Origin of the sequence: Undibacterium sp. Ji50W (assembly GCF_049340445.1) — a bacterium.
GTDB lineage: Bacteria > Pseudomonadota > Gammaproteobacteria > Burkholderiales > Burkholderiaceae_D > Undibacterium.
On record NZ_JBMPOX010000010.1, the window covers coordinates 58,338 to 77,336 of the forward strand.

8 protein-coding genes are annotated in these 18,999 nt (G+C 53.0%); 3 read left to right on the forward strand and 5 right to left on the reverse strand.

Features of this window, described 5'->3' with window-relative positions; all coding sequences use genetic code 11:
* Window positions 1-718: 718 nt before the first annotated feature.
* The 3 genes from ACO0K9_RS15510 to ACO0K9_RS15520 all read right to left on the reverse strand — a co-directional run bounded on the left by ACO0K9_RS15510 (window position 719) and on the right by ACO0K9_RS15520 (window position 5,603).
* Window positions 719-3,787, reverse strand: coding sequence for an efflux RND transporter permease subunit (locus ACO0K9_RS15510; protein ID WP_422986447.1), 3,069 nt, complete (start codon window positions 3,785-3,787; stop codon window positions 719-721).
* Window positions 3,784-4,893 (reverse strand): efflux RND transporter periplasmic adaptor subunit, encoded by a 1,110-nt coding sequence (locus tag ACO0K9_RS15515; protein WP_422986449.1) that lies wholly within the window; start codon window positions 4,891-4,893, stop codon window positions 3,784-3,786. The genes ACO0K9_RS15510 and ACO0K9_RS15515 overlap by 4 nt, the downstream gene beginning before the upstream one ends.
* 83 nt (window positions 4,894-4,976) lie before the next feature.
* Window positions 4,977-5,603, reverse strand: a complete 627-nt coding sequence (locus ACO0K9_RS15520) for a TetR/AcrR family transcriptional regulator (protein ID WP_422986451.1) — start codon at window positions 5,601-5,603, stop codon at window positions 4,977-4,979.
* Window positions 5,604-5,723: 120 nt separating this feature from the next.
* Here ACO0K9_RS15520 and ACO0K9_RS15525 point away from each other — a divergent pair, with 120 nt between their 5' ends.
* On the forward strand, window positions 5,724-7,184 hold the full coding sequence (locus ACO0K9_RS15525; protein WP_422986453.1) for an efflux transporter outer membrane subunit: 1,461 nt from the start codon (window positions 5,724-5,726) through the stop codon (window positions 7,182-7,184).
* 34 nt (window positions 7,185-7,218) lie between these two features.
* A complete protein-coding gene (locus ACO0K9_RS15530; protein ID WP_422986455.1) occupies window positions 7,219-7,659 on the forward strand; it encodes a hypothetical protein in 441 nt (146 codons plus the stop codon).
* 187 nt (window positions 7,660-7,846) lie between these two features.
* Here the strand turns inward: ACO0K9_RS15530 and ACO0K9_RS15535 are convergent, their stop codons facing one another.
* Window positions 7,847-10,453: a hypothetical protein gene (locus ACO0K9_RS15535; protein WP_422986457.1), complete on the reverse strand. Its 2,607-nt coding sequence runs from the start codon at window positions 10,451-10,453 to the stop codon at window positions 7,847-7,849.
* A 222-nt stretch (window positions 10,454-10,675) separates the two neighbouring features.
* Window positions 10,676-13,162: an adenosylcobalamin-dependent ribonucleoside-diphosphate reductase gene (locus tag ACO0K9_RS15540; RefSeq protein WP_422986459.1), complete on the reverse strand. Its 2,487-nt coding sequence runs from the start codon at window positions 13,160-13,162 to the stop codon at window positions 10,676-10,678.
* Window positions 13,163-13,773: 611 nt separating this feature from the next.
* Here ACO0K9_RS15540 and ACO0K9_RS15545 point away from each other — a divergent pair.
* Complete coding sequence (locus ACO0K9_RS15545; RefSeq protein WP_422986461.1) at window positions 13,774-18,990, forward strand: two-component regulator propeller domain-containing protein; 5,217 nt, start codon at window positions 13,774-13,776, stop codon at window positions 18,988-18,990.
* Window positions 18,991-18,999 lie beyond the last annotated feature (9 nt).

Genomic DNA, 18,999 nt, shown 5'->3' on the forward strand with positions numbered 1-18,999 from the left:
TTCCCAATGAAGGGAGCGCACAAAGCTCTACCCAGCAAAGGCATCGAGGAATCTTATATCTAAATAGCCTGAAGAACCAATCACGTTTAGCCGTTTTGCTATATCAATTTAGATATAGCTGAACTCGTTACATGAGGGCGAGGGTGAGGGAAATTCGTACGAAATTAATAATGATCTGCATTGTACTCATCTGTATTTATGAAATGAGTTCTAGTATTTAGCGACTGCTATTGGAAACCGCCTGTATGCAACATCGTCACAACCGCCCTTGGTAGCGGCATACTTTCGTCCATCGAATGATATCTTTCCGAGAGTTATTATCTCTGGGTTACATGACGAGTTTATGCTCGTCAGAAACGCCCCGAGCAAGAAGAAAATACCAAGCAGGCTACCAGTAGCAAAACGTATGGCCAGATAAGGGTCTGGTTGACGAAGAAAGTGAACGAGTAAGATAAATGCCGCTATAAAACTCAGAGAGATTAATGACTTAAAATTGCTGTAGTCTATTTCTTCGAAAAGGTAGCCACCTAAATTAACAGTAATGGCGTACAACCAAAACGGTAACGTTATTGACAGAACGAAGCCTGTCCACCACTTTATACGTGCCAGAGCTGGGGTATGCATAAACGTTCTGAAAAAATTGGAAAATGCCACTTTAGCATGAAAAATCGTTAAAATTTGGATTGCTAACAAACGGTGAATCAGGATGGACGGCAGATCAGCTTTGCGAGAGCGCTGGCCTGATCTTGAACCAGATTGAATACATCGCCGGCAAGAACACCAGTGTCAGTATCGTTCCCGCAAATGTGCCACCGATCAGCGTGTAAGCCAGGGTGCCCCAGAATACAGAATGGGTCAGCGGGATGAAGGCCAGGATCGCCGCTAATGCGGTCAATACTACCGGTCGGGCACGCTGCACGGTTGCCTCGACAACCGCATGGAATGGGTCCAACCCAGCCTGTTCGTTATGGTGTATCTGGCCGATCAGGATCAGGGTATTGCGCATCAGGATGCCCGATAGCGCAATCAGGCCGACCAGCGCATTGATGCCGAACGGCTGCTGGAACAAAATCAGGGTTGGTACCACACCGATCAGCCCAAGCGGGCTGGTCAGGAAGACCATGACCATTGCAGAGATCGAGCGCACCTGAAAGATGATCATGAGCAGGGTTATCGCCAGCATGATCGGGAACAGGGGCAACATGGCTGTCGTCGCTTTGCCTGATTCTTCGATGGAGCCAGCCTGTTCAATATGGTAGCCGTCCGGCAGCTTGTCCATGATAGCCTGGAGCTGCTGGGTAATGGCATTGGACACGTCTGGTGGCTGCAAGCCGTCGGCAATATCGCCCCGTACGGTGATTGTCGGCACACGGTCACGTCGGCGTATGATCGGTTCCTCGGTGCGCACGTCCACCTTGCCCACTTGCGACAACGGGATGCGTTGTCCGCTGGTGCCGCTCAGCGTGAAGTCTGCGATCCTGGCAGGATCAAGCCGGATGTCACCCGCCGACCGGGCCATGACTTGCACCGTGCGAATATCTTCCCGCACCGTGGTGAGAGGCACGCCGCTCAACAAGAACTGCAGTTGTTGCGCCACGGCGCTGGAGCTCAGGCCCACGGCTTGCAGTCGATCCTGCTGCAAAGTGAAGTGCAGCGTGGGTGTACGCGTACCCCAGTCGCTGTTAACCGTACGCATCATCGGACTGGCATGCATGACCTGTTGCACATCCGCCGCAATTTTGCGTAGCTTATCCGGGTCTGGTCCAGTGACCCGGTAGGCGACCGGGAACGGCGAGTAAGGCCCAAACACGAGCTGGGTTACCCGCACCCTCGCTTCAGAGGCGAGGCCATCGGCGATCGCCTTGCGCAGCCGCATTTTCAAGGCGTCGCGCTCGTCCTGGTTGTCTGTGCGGACCACGATCTTTGCGAATGATGGGTCAGGCAGTTCTGGCCCCATTGCCAGGTAAAAGCGCGGTGCGCCCTGACCGACATAGGTCGTGACGATCTTCGCCTCCTTCTGTTTGGCCAGCCATGCTTCCACTTTCACTGCGGCAGCGCTGGTTTGTACTATAGACGTGCCATACGGCATCTGCACCTCGACCAGTACTTCCGGGCGGTCAGAGATAGGGAAGAATTGTTTCTTGACCACCGCCATGCCTAGCACAGCCAGGATGAAAAGACTTACAACCATGCCGGCGACCAGCCACTTGCGTGTGATAACGCGGGTCAGCACCTGGCGGAAGCGGTTATAGCGCGGTGTATTGTAGAGGGTCTCGTGGCCGCCTTCGACCCGTTTAAGATCGGGCAGTAGCTTGACACCAAGGTAAGGCGTAAAAACCACGGCGACAACCCAGGACGCGATCAGTGCGATGCCGACAATCCAAAACATATTGCTGGTGTATTCACCCGCCGTGGAACGGGCGAAACCATTGGGCATGAAGCCGACGGCCGTGACCAGCGTGCCTGACAGCATGGGTGCCGCAGTATGGCTCCAGGCATAGGCAGAGGCGGCAATGCGGCTGTAACCCTCTTCCATCTTCACCACCATCATTTCGATGGCGATGATGGCGTCGTCCACCAGCAAGCCCAGCCCCAGGATCAGGGAACCCAGAGTGATGCGGTCGAAGTTCTTGCCGGTGGCGGCCATGACCACGAAGACGGTCGCCAGTGTCAGTGGCACAGCCGCGGCAACGACGACGCCCACACGCCAGCCCATGCTCACGAAACATACCAGCATGACCACCAGCAGCGCGGCGAAAAACTTGACCATGAATTCGTCGACCGCCGAACTGATATTGACAGCCTGGTCCGTCACCTTGGTCAGACCCATGCCTTGCGGCATATCGGCGTTGATTGCACCTACCTCTTTATCCAGCGCCTTGCCCAGGTCCAGTCCGTTCCAACCGTCGCGCATGACGATGCCAAGCAGCAGAGCGGGTTCACCGCCGTTGCGTATCATGAAGCTTGACGGGTCTTCATAGCCGCGCTTGATCGTGGCGATGTCTGACAATTTCAGTGTGTGACCTTGCGCCACGACCGGGGTATCGCGGATCTTTTGCAATTCGTCGGCAGCACCATCCAGGCGAATGAACACCTGCGGTCCCTTGGTTTCTACAGAGCCAGCCGGCGTCAGGACGCTCTGACTATTCAGTGCGGCGAACACTTCCTGTGGACTGACACCCAAGGTTGCCAGGCGGTCATGCGAGAACTCGACATAAATACGTTCCGACTGCTCGCCAACGATATTGACTTTCTTCACGCCAGGCACGTGCAGCAAGCGCTGGCGCAGTGACTCTGCGTCGCGTACCAGCAGACGCTGCGGTTCGCCTTTGGCCTTGAGTGCAAACAGGGCGAAAGTCACGTCCGCGTATTCGTCATTGACCATCGGTCCGATCACGCCGGGCGGAAGATTGTTTACTTCATCACTGACTTTCTTTCTGGCTTGGTAAAACTCCGCCTGCACCTCCGAAGGTGGTGTGCCATCGAGCAAGGTCAGGGTGGTGAAGGCCAGGCCCGGCCGGGTGTAGGTCTCGGTCCGGTCATACCAGCGCAATTCCTGCATGCGCTTTTCGATTTTTTCGGCGACCTGATCCTGCATTTCTTGTGCAGAGGCACCCGGCCAGGCAGTAATGATGGTCATCACTTTAACCGTGAACGCAGGATCTTCAGCACGTCCAAGTTTAAAAAATGAGATGAGCCCGGCCAATGAAATCAGACAGATCAGAAACAAGGTGACGGAGCGCTCACGCACGGCCAGCGCCGACAGGTTGAAACGAGCTTCGCTCATGGAGACACTCCCGAAGTTGCAGCGGCGGCTTGGCCGGCTACCCGCACTTGCTCACCTTCGTGCAGCAAGTGCGTGCCGAGTGTGACAATTCGCTCACCTTGTTTGAGTTGTCCGGCGATATAGGCGCCATCATCCTCCAGGCGCTGGATCTTGACTGCACGCCAGGATACCTTTGCCGGCTCACCTTCGACCACCCAGACACCTGGTCCTTTGCCAGCATCAAACAGGGAACCGATAGGTACACGTAAGCCATCCTGCGCCGCAGCACGCAGTTCCGGAATCTGGATGGTGACAGTAGCACCCAGTGGGGCATTGGACAGCTCTCCATCCAGCACATACCGCGCTTCAAAGGTACGCGTCAGCCGGTCTGCCGCATCCGAGAGCTGTCTGAGCTTACTTGGAACAGTAATGCCCTCCTTGCCGAAGAGCGTGGCCTGGCCAACAGAACCCAGGGCGGGGCGTAAGGTTTCTGGTAACTGGATGACGGCTTCGCGGTGTCCGGCATGGGCTACCCGTATCACTACCTGGCCGGCGTTGACGACCTGGCCAGGTTCAACCAGCGTTTCCATGATGACGCCATCGGCATCCGCTACCAGCTCTGCATAGCGGCTGGCGTTACGGGCAACTTCTGCCTGGGCTTCGGTCGCGTTGAGCTGGGCTTTGGCTGCATCTGCCGCAGCCTTGATCTGGTCGTAGGCTGAAGTCGATATCGCACCGGTTCCGCGCAGGTCACGGTAGCGAGTCTCATCATCGGCGGTTTGCTGTGCACGTGCCCGGGCAGCGACAACGGTTTCTTGCTGGGCATGGGCTGCCAGCTTCAGGTCAACAGGGTCGATGCGCACGAGTACTTGCCCGCGCTTGACAGCTTGCCCTGTATCCACCAGGCGCTCCAGCACTTTGCCAGAGACCCTGAAACCAAGATCGCTTTGTACCCGGGCGGCTACGGTTCCGGTGAAGCTGCGTGATGCAGCGACCGCGCCCTGTATGGTTGCCGCACGTACCAACGGCGTTTCGGTACGGGGATCGGATTGCGGTTTTCCGCCGCAGGCGACCAGCGCAAACGGCAATGCAGATACGACAACAGAAAAAGCGAGGCGACGGAACATAGGAATCCCATATGGAACTGATTAGGATTCCCATTTTATGACTAGTGACTAAATATGTCAACAGTCACATCGATAATGGGTATTTATGGCGACAGGCTGCGTAGCACCAGGCTGGATAGTTGGGCCGGCGCGTCATCGGTGGAATCAAGGCTGTGCTGCAAGAGCAGCGGATTAAGATAAGGGCGAATGACCAGGTAGATCGCCATCGCCGTCTCATCGAGTGGCGTCTTGCGTTCAAACTCCTCAGTCTCACGGCCCTGGCGCAGTATGTCCTGCAGCATGACCTTGATGCGTTCCTCATAGGTGTGTACCGCTTCCCAATGTTCGGTGGCGGCTGAGGCTGCAATGTCATACAGCTTGCGATCTTCAAAAAACAGGCGAAGGCTGGACTCGACGATGGCCTTGAACATGCGCCGGAATTTCTCTGGTGGATGATTGACTCCGTCAACCGCTGTTCTGACATCCGTTTCAATTTCGTGCAGGCAATTGGCGCAAATCAGTTCGCCAATGGCCTGCTTGGACTCGAAAAACTTGTAGATATAGGCTTTGGAAAAGCCGATGGCCTTGGCCAGGTCAGAAACGGTGGTCTTTTCGTAGCCGTACAGGCGAAAGTGTCCGGTCGCCGCGACGATGATTTGATCCCGCACTTCGTGATCGACCGGGCCCCGGGCTGCACCCGGATGGGGGGTTTTGGTGGTGGTTTTGCTCATGTCAGGTAGCTTACCTCTTAAATTCGATTTGCACAACGAGTGACCATTTGGTGATATAGTCACTATAAATTAAGCCGCTTTTCAATTTATTGAGCCCTTTTTACTTCACGGAAGATGCCCATGTCTATCAAACGCCCTCTCTTGATGTTCGTCGTCACCAGCCTCGCGGCGGGTTGTGCTGTCGGACCGGATTACCTTCGACCTGCTTCAACTATGCCAGATTGTTACTTGGGTCAAACTGCAGTGGAGCAACGGCCTGCCCATGCCAAAGCGGACTTCAACCTGTGGTGGGGAGGCTTTGGTGATCCACAACTGGCCCGCTTTGTGACGCTTGCGCTGGAACAAAATCTGGATCTCGCGCAAGCGTCTGCCCGCGTCGCTCAGGCGCAAGCGGGACTGGGCGCTGCAAATGCCGCGCTGCTACCTTCCGGCTCCATCAATGCCCAGGGTGCGCGCGCCTATCAGTCGGTTGAAACACCGTTGGGACAAGTCTTGAATTCAAAGCCCAATTTCAATCGCTACGGCAACGCCGATGAGGCCAATCTCAATGTCGGCTGGGAACTGGACCTATTTGGTGGCGTGCGGCGTGGTCGGGAAGCGGCAACTGCCGAGTATCAGGCTTCCGAGGCAGGCGCAGCGGCAACACGACTGGCGGTGGCGGCGCAGACCGCTGACATCTACATCAGCATCCGTGGACTGCAGGCCCGCCTTGACATCGCTCGCAGGCAAGTGCAGACACAACAAGACCTGCTCGCCATTATCAATCTGCTGTATGGCAAGGGACTGGTGGCTGAACTTCAAGTACGACAGGTCGAGGGTGCGTTGGCCCAGGTACGGGCATCGGTACCGGTCCTCGAAGCAGGGTTGGACACGGCCATGAATGCGCTGGACGTCATGCTGGGCAAGCCGCCTGGTACCTATCGGATGGAACTGGCGAATGCTGGCGTTATTCCGGTCGCCCCGCAGATTGCATCAACTGGTTCACCGGGGGATTTGCTCAGGCAAAGGCCAGATCTGATCGTGGCGGAGCGACGCCTGGCTGCGTCAAACGCACGCATCGGCGTTGCGATTGCCGAGTATTATCCAAAGCTCTCTTTGAGTGGACTGATAGGCAGCGCAACATCAGTGTCTGCTGGTAACTTGTTTACCAGCGGCGCAAGTCAGGCCGCCGGCGTACTGGGTCTTCGTTGGCGCCTGTTCGATTTTGGCCGCATCAATGCGCAGATTGAATTAGCCAAGGGGCAGGAAGCAGAGGCACTAGCTGCTTATAGGCTCGCCGCGTTGCGTGCTACTGAAGACGTGGAAAACGCGTTCTCAGCCCTGGTAAAACGTGAGGATCAGGCCAGCACACTCGCTCAGGGTGTGGATTCACTCGGTCGGGCGAGAGCGGCTTCGTTTGCGGCTTACCAGAAAGGGGTCGTCAGTCTTATCGACGTCCTGCAAGCCGACGAAAATTTGCTGCGTGTCTCCGATATGCGAGCACAAGTACAAACCGAGTCTGCCCGTGCGGCGGTCGCGACATTCAAGGCACTGGGCGGCGGCTGGCAAACCGCAACGGTAGAAGCGGTAGCAACGAGATAAGTCCAGTACGCATCAGGCGAATGAAGGAGGGCGTGTGGAGTCTCGCCACCGGCGCTGTGTGCGTGATAAGCACGCGCCGCCGTGGCTGGATACAGACTGGTTATTGGGGCAGTTTGGCGTTAAACGAAAACAGGCCAGGTTAGCCTATGCCAGATTTGTACTGGAAGGAATCGGTTTGGCATCACCTTTGCTGGCAACCCGGCACCAACTGCTGCTGGGGGATGATGCATTTGTCGAAAAATACCAGCATCAATTGCGCCCAGAAGACCTCAGGGATGTCTCTATCGCGCATCGACGTGCGATTTCTTTACCATTTCATGCCTATCAGGAAAACTTCACCGACCGCAATGAGGTCATGGCCCAGGCGTATCGGTCAGGCGCTTATTCCATGGCTGAAATTGCAGCCTTTTTCTCTGTTCACTACCTCACTGTCAGCAGGGCAGTGCGGGCATTTGAAGCAAAATGCGAACAGTAGACTGGTGTTGATTCGCGCCTTCTTTAAAGACTTTCGCGAGAATGAAGGTCGGAGACAGGCAGGTCTTATACTCACACAGTTCCTTGATGCAGAATTGTCGTAATGTGACCCTGTTTTTCGACCTGACCCCGTTTTTCTGTGAAGTCATCTGACAGTTGATATTAGGTTAAACCTGACTTGCTATGTCTTATACTAAGCGATCTGGTTGGCCATCTACTATATGCTTGTCTGTTGTAAGTAATTCGAACTTGATGGATTCCTTGCTTAGCTGACGTTTAACATTTTCGATGTCGTCATCTAGTTTTTTGTCCTTAAGATTTTCCATAATGGCGAGGATTGCACAATCAGGCCGTAACCGTAAGCTGAGTTCTATAAAACTTGTCAAGTCAATTTTTCTCAGGCTTCGCCAGGCGGACTTTACTTCGCATAGGACTGTCTGGCCATCGACTATAGCTAGTAGGTCCGCCTCCCTATCACTTGTGTCATACACGTCATCATAACCAAAACTTACTGGTCCCAAATAAAGAAACGACTTTTTGGCACTATTGCGCAAGTAGTCTAGTAACCAGACTAATGAGAGAACGCTATGTGCGCGCAAACTCTCGATGAGAAATTCATTAGCTCGAAAATTCCAAGGGATTTCCACTGGCAATTCCTTTTCTGTTGAGCAGACATCGCATGGTAACATAGCCTTTAAGGCTGTAAAGTCAGTCCAATTGCGGTGTTGGCATGTGTCACATTTCCAAGGGTATCCTTGGAATAACATCCGACGCAATCGCATTTCACCCAAGATCGATGTAATGCCGGTGCGATCTTGCTCGAGTGTTTCTTCATCTTCACTAACTTCAATGACTCCTATCGAATTGGAACGTTCTGCAATGGAAGCTTCACAATAGTCCTTCCAACGGTTTTTGATGGCATTCAGACTGATAAATACCTTAGGATTTTTCATTGACTTGGCTGTCAAGGTTAGTAGCTGAGCTAGTGCGCCTCGCTCACTCTCATTGGAGACATCAAATAGCGGGAATCTTGTAGCTCGCTTCTGGAGCCAATTCATAGTTTTGACCAAATCCGAGTCGGCAATATTTGGAGTTCCTCCAAAATCAGCAAGCAATTTCGTTAGAAATGGATGCAACAGGAGTTCGCATGCACGAGTTAGTCCACCAGTCAGTCCAAGTACTCCAATTAGGTATTGTGCTTCGTTGGAAGGCCGCATCCATTGAACTTTACGCTCCGGCCATACTGGGTCATTCTGGAAAAGTTGTCTCGGTGCGGAATCACTACATAGAGCGTGGTTTATGGCATTGTCTATATTGGGCACAGTGATAGATTCGAGTACCGCAGTCAAACTCGGAAATACCGCTAAAGCCCCGTATCGACTGGTACGAGTTGTCGAAAAGAGATCTAGATGAAATCCACGACTGTCAAAATGTGGCCGAAAGGCTGATGCTAGGCGCCAGCGTTTGGAAAGCATCCATAGATTACCTTTTCCATAGCGCGAGTTTTCCAGGTCGTGCTCGAAGTCTAGGTCCACAGCCCAATGCCCCAGCGTGAAGACCTGATTTGGAGGGGCGTCCTTTAAGTGCACTGGCAACTCTTTCGGTGGTGTCGCAGTAGGTGGATCCCAATGAAACTCCTTTCCCTCAGGATCATTTGCATCCCCGAAAAAGGCATGAACTGCTATACGAGCCAGGCGCAATGCCGAATCGCTGGGAATGGCATGACCGCCTAGAACAACTTCCACGCTCGCAGGAATTAGGAGATGTGCTGCCTTGAGCCGACTAAGTACATTTAGGAGCGTACTTTCGTCGTGTGAAGCTGATCTTATGCACAATTGCTCCTGCCCGCCGCCCGCCTTGATGTGGTTGTGTGTATTGATGAGTAATGCCAGAAGCTGCACAAATTCGGCGTCCTCCAAGTCCATGCGCGTTACTCGCAAACAGCATAGGCTTCCATCCAGCCATGTAGGTATGAAGTGCCTCGCATTCCAGAACAGCATGCGATCTTCGAAACTGTCGCCAATGACTAAGTTAAAAGAACCGCTCCATCGCGGATCGTTCAGTTCTAAGTGCGAGGATTGGCGGGCAGACAATAGACTCATGCATGTCGCATGTCGATTCAAAAATTTGTGAAACGCACTGTACTCGTCAGAGATTCGATCTAGTTCACGTGGAACAAATTGTGGCGAATTTCTGAAATTTTCGTCTGAGGCAACGGTAAGTAATCCAGCTATTTCCAGGGCGTCGTTGGGATAGGTGCCGCTATAAGTACTGGTGCGATAGGTACCGAAATTATCGGTTAAAAGCCTCGTTGGCTTTTCTGTGAACCACGAGTCTATAATCTTGATTTTAGGGTCATTACCAATAGGACTGTGTCTGGCAAGACTAAAGACCGTTGACAAGGATGATAGTATCTCGAAGCCATACAATGGTTGAAAATCACCAACTTCTGTTGGCCTCTCCCGCTTTATTTTATGAGAAATGTAGTCTGCTGGAGTAAGACGTTCGTGGATGTCCAGTACATCCACGCTTGACAGATTAACGTAGGAATAAACAATGTCAGGATCGTATGCCTCCAACCAAGGCCAGTAGTCATCCACTATACTACCTTCTTCGCATGGCACAATTAAGCTGAAGCGTCCACCCCAACGGCTATAGCCATCAGCAAAAATCGCATCTAAGATCAATTCGATGTTTTCAGAATTCTCAACAAGAAACGCTATGCGAATTGGGCGCACTTTCTGCCACCCTGATAGTTTTCTATTCGAATTACCACAACTTTTCTGTACTCGCATAGCTATCCTCATATGGTTACTATCGTCTCGCATTGTTGATTGAATCTGTACCATTTACTAGCCAAAAATTACTGGTGAGCATGAAGTGAGAATTTATCGAATAATTATGCAAAAAAAGCCGTTCAATTTGAAATGAACGGCTTTGTGCAACTATTTTTTTACTTAAAGTACTTGCAGCTTATGGTGTAACCCACACTAATACAACTTGTTGGCAATACCTGATCAGCCACAAGCCCCCACATAACCACAAGAAACACAACGGCTGCAACCGTCTATTTTTTGCAGGGCGTGCGCACCGCAATCCGGACATTTTTTGCCTGTGGGGATGTAGCTGATGGGGGCAGTTTCGCCTTCATAGGCCAGGTCGTCCATGCCGTAGTGGTGGGTTCTTTGTTTGAACTTTTCTGCCAGTACGGTGATGGGGATCTGGTTGCCTGCGGCGTCGAGGAAACCACGTTTCATCAGGATGCGTTGCAGCGAATAACCAATAGCGGCGACTTCGGATTCATGGAACAGTGGTGCTTGTGAACCGTCGTCCTTGGTGATCATGCCGCAGCGTACCGTGCCCTTGTCCCACACCACTTCCCGCATGTCAGCCAGTGCCTTGGCGATGGAGCCGCCGGAGCGTGCTGCCATTGACAGCAAACGCATGCTGGCCGATATCCATTGCTGGCCATCGTTCTTTTGGCCAGCAGGCATGAAGAATTCAAATGGGCGTTCTATCGTCACGTGTTCACCACCAACCGTGCCCTGGATGTGAATGAAGCTGACGGTCAGGTAAACCGTTTTCTTGCCTTCATAAGTCATGTACTGTACTTTGGACGTGACCGATTCCAGGTCGCCAAATGGGCGGCCATCGAATTGCTTGCGCAGCAGGTCATCATCTGGTGTCTGTCTGACTTCGGGTGCCGTTTCTGTTGACACAGACAGTACACTGCCGAGTATGCTGTTCGGACGGTACGTTGCCAGCCCTTTCAGACCAGCGCGCCAGGCATCCATGTACAGGTTCTGGAAGTCTTCGTAAGGGTAGTCTGCCGGCACATTGACGGTTTTGGAAATGGCAGAATCGATATACGGCTGTACCACCTGCAACATCTTCATATGGTCGCTGGCAGACATATTCAGCGCGGTGACAAACTGGCTCGGCAGTTTGCTGTCATCGGACACGTCATTGCCCATGTGGCGGAACAAACGCCAGGCATGATCAGCCACCTCATAAATCTTGCTGTCGCCTGCTGCCATGCGTTTCTTGCGGTTATATACCCAGGAGAAGGCAGGTTCAATACCGTTGGATGCATTGTCAGCAAAGGCCAGGGTAATGGTGCCGGTAGGGGCAATCGACAGCAGATGCGAATTGCGCAAGCCATGCTTGGAAATCGCCGCGCGTACATTTTTGGGCAGGCGCTTGGCGAATGGGCCAGCCAGATATTTGCTGCCGTCAAACAGCGGGAACTGACCTTTTTCCTTGGCCAGTTCTGCCGATGCCAGATAGGCTGCATCGCGCATGGTTTCTGATACTTTTTGCGCAAAGGCACGACCTGCATCAGAATCATAACGCTGACCCAGCATGACCAGGCTGCTACCCAGACCAAGGAAACCCAGCCCAACGCGGCGCTTGGACATGGCTTCGGCTTTTTGCTGTGGCAAAGGCCAGGCAGTGGCATCCAGCACATTGTCGAGCATGCGGGTGGCGACAGTAACGACAGCTTCGAAGGCAGCAAAGTCAAACTCTGCCGCATCAGTGAATGCACCTTTAATGAAGCGGGTCAGGTTGATGGAACCCAGGCAGCAGCAACCATAGTCAGGCAAAGGCTGTTCTGCACAAGGGTTGGTGGCCTCTATTTTTTCACAATAGTACAGATTGTTTTCTGCATTCATGCGCGACAAAAACAGGATGCCGGGTTCAGCATGGTCGTAGGTGGATTTCATGACCGCGTCCCACAGGTCGCGCGCCCTTACGGTTTGGTAGACCCACAGACCGTCTTCACGCTGATAGGCACCAGCTTCTTTCTTGTCATCGCCAGGTTCGGCCTTGTGTACCAGGCAGAAATCAGTATCTTTGGCGACGGCCTCCATAAATTCATCGGTCACGCCGATGGAGATATTGAAGTTGGTCAAGTCACCCTTGTCTTTCGAGCGGATGAATTCCAGGATGTCCGGATGGTCACCACGCAGGACACCCATCTGCGCACCGCGACGGGCACCGGCAGATTCGACGGTCGAGCAAGATGCATTGAATACCTGCATGAAAGATACCGGGCCGGATGCGCGTGAACGCGTGCCGCGCACCACCGCATCTTTCGGGCGTATGGTGGAAAAATCGTAACCGACACCACCACCGCGACGCATGGTTTCTGCTGCGTCGGCCAGTGCGGTATAGATACCTGGCTTGCCGTCGGTGGCGCTGGATACTGAATCACCTACCGGTTGCACGAAACAGTTGATGAGGGTAGCGTGCAAGTCCATACCAGCGGCAGAATTGATACGGCCAGCTGGCACAAAGCCATTCTTTTGCGCCCACAAGAATTTTTCTTCGTAATAAGCCTGGAAGTCCGCTTGCTCTACACTGGCCAGTGCTTTTGCAACACGTGCCTGCACATCATGGATGGTGACTTCATCACCTTTGGCATATTTTTCCAGCAAGACATCAAGAGAGATTTCCTGAGGAGACATGTCAGTCAATCCTAATATTTTTTCGTTTGCGTTCATATGAAATGAGGGCTTTCTTTGTTACCTGTTGCAGAAATGATGCTGAAAAAGCGTTAGCTTATGTGTTTGCTGTCGGTCGGTATGATGTGACCCATAAAAAACAGCAAGATGGATACGTGTCCAATTCATCAATTTGATGGAATGTAATCTTTGATTTCGGGGATGGTGAATAGGTGGCCATTGCAACAAATAGCTCACAAACAGCTCATCTTCCCAAACTGAAGCGCTTATTATAAACCCCTGCGGTTTTTTATTTCCTTGACGTGCAATAAGCTCCTTTCTCTTTCGTGAATTTTTAGTAAGACGGCAAAAGCCTGATTTACGCATATGGCCCATGGCAAGACAAAGCAAAGTTTGCCTTATCTTGAAGTTGCCAGAAGTTGATTGATTGTCTGCCCTGGCAGCCAGATAAATAGACGAATTTTCTTTTATGCAACAAGGATATCAGGGCCTGGCAAGCAGATTTTGTTTTAAGCTTGACCTGTTCAAGCAAAAATATTATTTATGAGGCAATCAGGTGTTTTTCATGCTGCTGAATAACATATACTTCTCGTTTACAATATTCCAGGCAGTAACCATTGGCAGATGGTTTAAGTACAAGAGAGCGCACAATGAGGCTACCGCAATCGGCTACCCTGTTTACCTACCGTCAATTATTGTCCCACTGCGTTTTCTTTCTCGCGATCATCGCGACCTGCTGCTTTTCTGATACCCATGCGGCCAGCATACAAAGCCTGCGTTTTGACCAGGTGGGGCGTGAACAGGGTTTTCAGCACGAATCCATACAATCCATGTTGCAAGACCGGCAAGGTTATATGTGGTTCGGTACCCAGGGCGGCTTGCATCGCTATGACGGTACCAAGGTCATCTTTTTCCGCCATGAACCGGGCAGGCCCAATAGTCTGGCAGATAACTGGGTGTGGGCCTTGTATGAAGACAATAAAGGCCGCATGTGGGTAGGCACGCGCAGCGGTGGCCTGCACCGTTACGACCCCGCAACCGAAAGCATGGTCAGGTACCGGCGTGATGCCATCGATATTCGCAGTTCTGCCGGCAGTCAGATTCAGGCCATCGTAGGCGATGGGGCGGCAGGCTTGTGGCTGGCAACGGGTGACGGGCTGACGCATTTTGATCCTGATACCGGACGTTCTCTCAGCATGCGCCATGATGACAAGGACGATACCAGTATCGCCAGTGATCAGGTCAATACCCTGGCCTACGATGCCGATGGCAATTTGTGGATAGGCAGCAATGCAGGCGTCAGCCTGATGGCGAAGGACAAGTCCGGTTTCCAGAATTTTCGCTTCGATAATGACAAACAGGCTGATCCGCGTCGCAATGCCGTGCAGAGTATCCTGGTGGATCGCCAGGATAACATCTGGATAGCTTCGCTGGCGGGTTTGGAAATATGGGGCAGGGACAGGGCTGCGAAACACCGCTTCAGCGAACATGAAGGTTTGGAGCCTGGCCCCGTTTCGTCCCTGCTGGAAGACAAGGATGGCGTAGTCTGGGTCGGCACTGATGACGGCCTTAAACGGTGGGATCAGGCATCCGGCAGGTTTTCATCTTACCGTCATCACGCCAGTGACCGCCATAGTCTGGCAGACAACCGCGTTACCCGTTTGTTGCAAGACCGTTCAGGCACCCTGTGGGTAGGTACCTGGCTGGGTGGGGTCAGTCGTACCAATCTGTTCAGTGGCGGTTTTGAGCGCATGTTGCATCTGCCGGGCGAACCCAAAACCCTGAGCAACAATACCGTCTCTGCCATCACTGGTGACAATGGGCACATCTGGATAGGCACTGGCAGTGGTTTGAACCGCCTGGACAAGGCCACAGGCCAGATCAAGGTGTACCAGCACCAGGCGGCGCAGCCATACAGCATCACCAATAGCAAGATCAGGGCGCTGCAACTGACACCGGATGCGAAATTGTGGGTCGGTACGCAAGATGGCCTGAATCTGTTTGATCCGGTCAGCGAGCGTGCCCGGCATTTCCAGAATGATCCGCGCAATCCCGACAGCCTCAGTTCAAATATCGTGCACTCCTTTACGTATGACCGTGCCGGTAATTTGTGGGTGGCCAGTGATGACGGACTAAACCGGCTGGATGCAAAGACTGGCAAGTTCCACCGTTATATGCATGATCCCAAAGACCCCGACAGCCTCAGCCATGGGCGGGTGGTGTCGCTGCTGTTTGATCGTCATGGTCAACTGTGGGCAGGTACCTTTGGAGGACTTGATAAACTCGACATGCAGACCGGGCATTTCACCCACTACCGGCATAATCCGGGTGATGGCAGCACTCTCAGCCATAGTCGTGTGTATGCGGTATTTGAAGACAGCAGCGGCAGTGTCTGGGTGGGAACCGCCAGCGGCCTCAATCGCATGGTTGTCGCTGGCGATGGCACCGTCAGTTTTTTCCGCTACGGCGGCATGCTGGGCAATGATGCCACGGCCGGGTTTGCCGAAGACAAAGCCGGTAATCTGTGGGTCAGCACCGATGGTGGTTTGTACAAGCTGGGAGCCGACCGCCGTACCCTGAAAAAATATTCAGCAGATGATGGCCTGATTGACGGCACCTACACCGTAGGTGCCAGTTTCCGCGATGCCGATGGTGCCCTGTATTTTGGTGGCTTCCAGGGGCTGGCCTGGTTTTATCCTGAATCGATACGTGACAAGACTGTTTCACCCACCACCACCATTACCGACTTCCTGATTTTCAATCAATCGGTGCGCGGCGGCAAGTTGCCGGAAGGCGTTACCCTGAAGGGCAATATTTCGGATGCCAGGGCAATCACCCTCAGTTACCGGCAAAACGTCATTTCGATAGAATTCGCAGCCCTGAATTTTGCCGACCCCATGCATTACCGCTATGCCTATAAACTGGATGGCTTTGATGAAGACTGGGTAATGGCAGAAGCCAGTCACCGCTCAGCCAACTATACCAATCTGGAACCTGGCGAGTATATTTTCAGGACCAGGGCAGCTACCAAGGATGGTGACTGGAATGAAGGCGGGGCCAGCCTGCTCATTACCATTACCCCACCATTCTGGATGGAATGGCGTTTCCGTCTGGCAGCCACTGTCCTGTTGCTGGCACTGATTTATCTGGTGTACCGCATGCGCGTCAGGCGTTTCTCGCGCCAGCAGGCTTTGCTGGAAGATCTGGTCCGGCAAAGAACTGCTGAAGCGGATGACGAACGCAAGCGCTTGAATGACCTCACGTTTGCCTTACCCTTGTCGGTGTTCCAGTTCCGCGAGTTGCCAGATGGCCAAAGGGAATATGCCTACGTCAGCGAGAACGTGGAAAATGTGCTGGGCGTCACCGCCAAAGCCATCATCGCAGATAAGACTGCACGCTGGCAAACCACGGTGGAAGAAGACCGCGAGGCCTCAGAAGAGCAGGCCAAAATCGCCGTCGACACTCGCACGGCAGGCAATTTTCACCAACGTATTTTGGTGAACGGCCAGATACGCTGGTTGCGGGCGCAAACAGTGGACCCCAAATACATGAATGGCGAATGGATATGGAATGGTTTTTGGATTGATGAAACCGAAACCTATCTGCAAAAAAATGAATTGCGTGAAGCCAAGGAACAAGCCGAACAGGCAACCATTGCCAAATCCTATTTCCTGGCAAATATGAGCCATGAAATACGCACGCCCATGAATGCGATTATCGGGCTTTCCCACCTGGCCAAGAAAACTGCACTCAGCGTCAAGCAGCGCGACTATATCGATAAAATCCACAATGCAGGCACCTCCCTGTTAGGGGTGGTGAATGACATCCTGGATTTTTCCAAGATCGAGGCCGGCAAGCTGGATATCGAATCGGCAGAATTTGTATTGACCGATGTGATCAATGACGTTGCCACCATCGTCAGCCATAAGGTGGCAGAAAAAGACATAGAACTGGTATTTGATATCGATGTATCAGTGCCGGCGAATCTGCAGGGCGACCCTTTACGTCTGGGCCAGGTCGTCACCAACCTGGTCAACAATGCCATCAAGTTTACTGACCATGGCGTGGTGGTGATCATGGTCAAGCAGATCAAGTCATCTGCCGACCAGGTGCAGTTGCAATTTACCGTGCGTGACACCGGCGTTGGCATGACCGATGAACAGCAACAAAACCTGTTCAAGGCATTTACCCAGGCCGACAGTTCCACCACCCGCAAATATGGTGGTACCGGGCTGGGGCTGACCATTTCACGACACCTGGTGGAATTGATGGGTGGCGATATCTGGGTAGAAAGCCAGGTCGGCGTGGGCAGCAGTTTCCATTTCACCTGCTGGTTTGAACATGCCAAATCACCACCCCACGATGTACGTACTGCTGTCGTGCTGGCTTTGGCTGGCCTGCATGTACTGGTCGTGGATGACCATAATGAAGCGCGCCAGCATCTGGTCAAACTCTGTCAGCAACTGGGCTTGACGCCAGATGCAGCCAGCGGTGGCAAACAGGCATTGCAGATGCTGGAAGACGCCAGAACCACAGGTCAGGCCTATGAACTGGTGTTGCTCGATGCCCAGATGCCAGACATGAATGGCGCCGAAACTGCCGAGGCTATCCATGTCGCAAATGTCGGGCAGGCACCCGATATCATCATGCTCACCAATATGGGTTTCGATGAAGCCGGCATGCTCAATACTGTCCATGCGCCGGTTGCCTATCTGTCCAAACCGATCGGCATGCCGGGTCTGATAGAGAGCCTGCAATGCCTGAGCCGCCGGTATTCGAATGACCCGACCCAGCTTGCAGCCATGCCAGGGCGCGAAAACCGGTTTGACGGCCTGCGCGTATTACTGGTGGAAGACAATCAGATCAACCAGCAAATTGCAGCCGAACTCATGCACGAAGCCGGCATCATCGTTGAAGTGGCAGACAATGGACGCATCGCCATTGATAAGCTCAACAGGGCCGAATTTGATATCGTACTGATGGATTTGCAAATGCCGGAAATGGATGGCTATGCTGCCACGACCGTGATCCGCTCTTATCCTGAATGGCTGGATTTACCTATCATCGCTATGACCGCCCATGCCATGAACGAAGAAAAACAGCGCTGCCTGGATACCGGCATGAATGACCATATCGCCAAACCGATCAATCCGGACAGTTTCTTTGACACTCTGGCGCGCTGGAGCGGGCAACGCATGCCCAGAACCAGTTCGGTCCCGGTGAGTATCAATGAAGTCCCCGTCAGGCCGGTAGAGAATACGGTCGAGCTTGAAATCCCAGGTGTGGATGTGAAATCAGCCTTGCGCCGTTGTGGCCAGAATATGGATTTATACCAGCGCTTGCTGCAATTGTTCATAGACACGGCCGCTGCGACACCAGAGAAAATTCGTGCCCACCTGGAAAAAGGTGACCGCATTTCTGCCGAACGCGAAGCCCATACCATGCGCGGTGCCGCCGGTAATATCGGTGCGGTAGAGCTGGCCGCTGTGGCAACAGAGCTGGAACTGGCGATAGAAAAATCCAGCGAAGATAGCAGCCTGCTGCAAAGATTTACTGATGCCAGCGCAAAATTGATCAGCGATCTGCAACTGGCCTTGTCCGGGCCGGTGGCGGTGGATGAGGTGCCCGACAAAGTGTCCGGCAGCGCGGTGGAAAATGAAGCCGATACGCAAGCCTTGCTGGCGACACTCAGCAATTATCTGAAGGATTCAGACAGCGAGGCTTTGGATTACTTCCAGAACCATCGCAACAGCCTGCGTACGCTGGCAGGTGCACAGGCTGACGCACTGGAACGTGCGTTAAAGGCATTTGAATTTGAGGCCGCACTGCAGATTTTGACTGCACTCACACCGCCTACGCCACAGTGAAGACGAAGT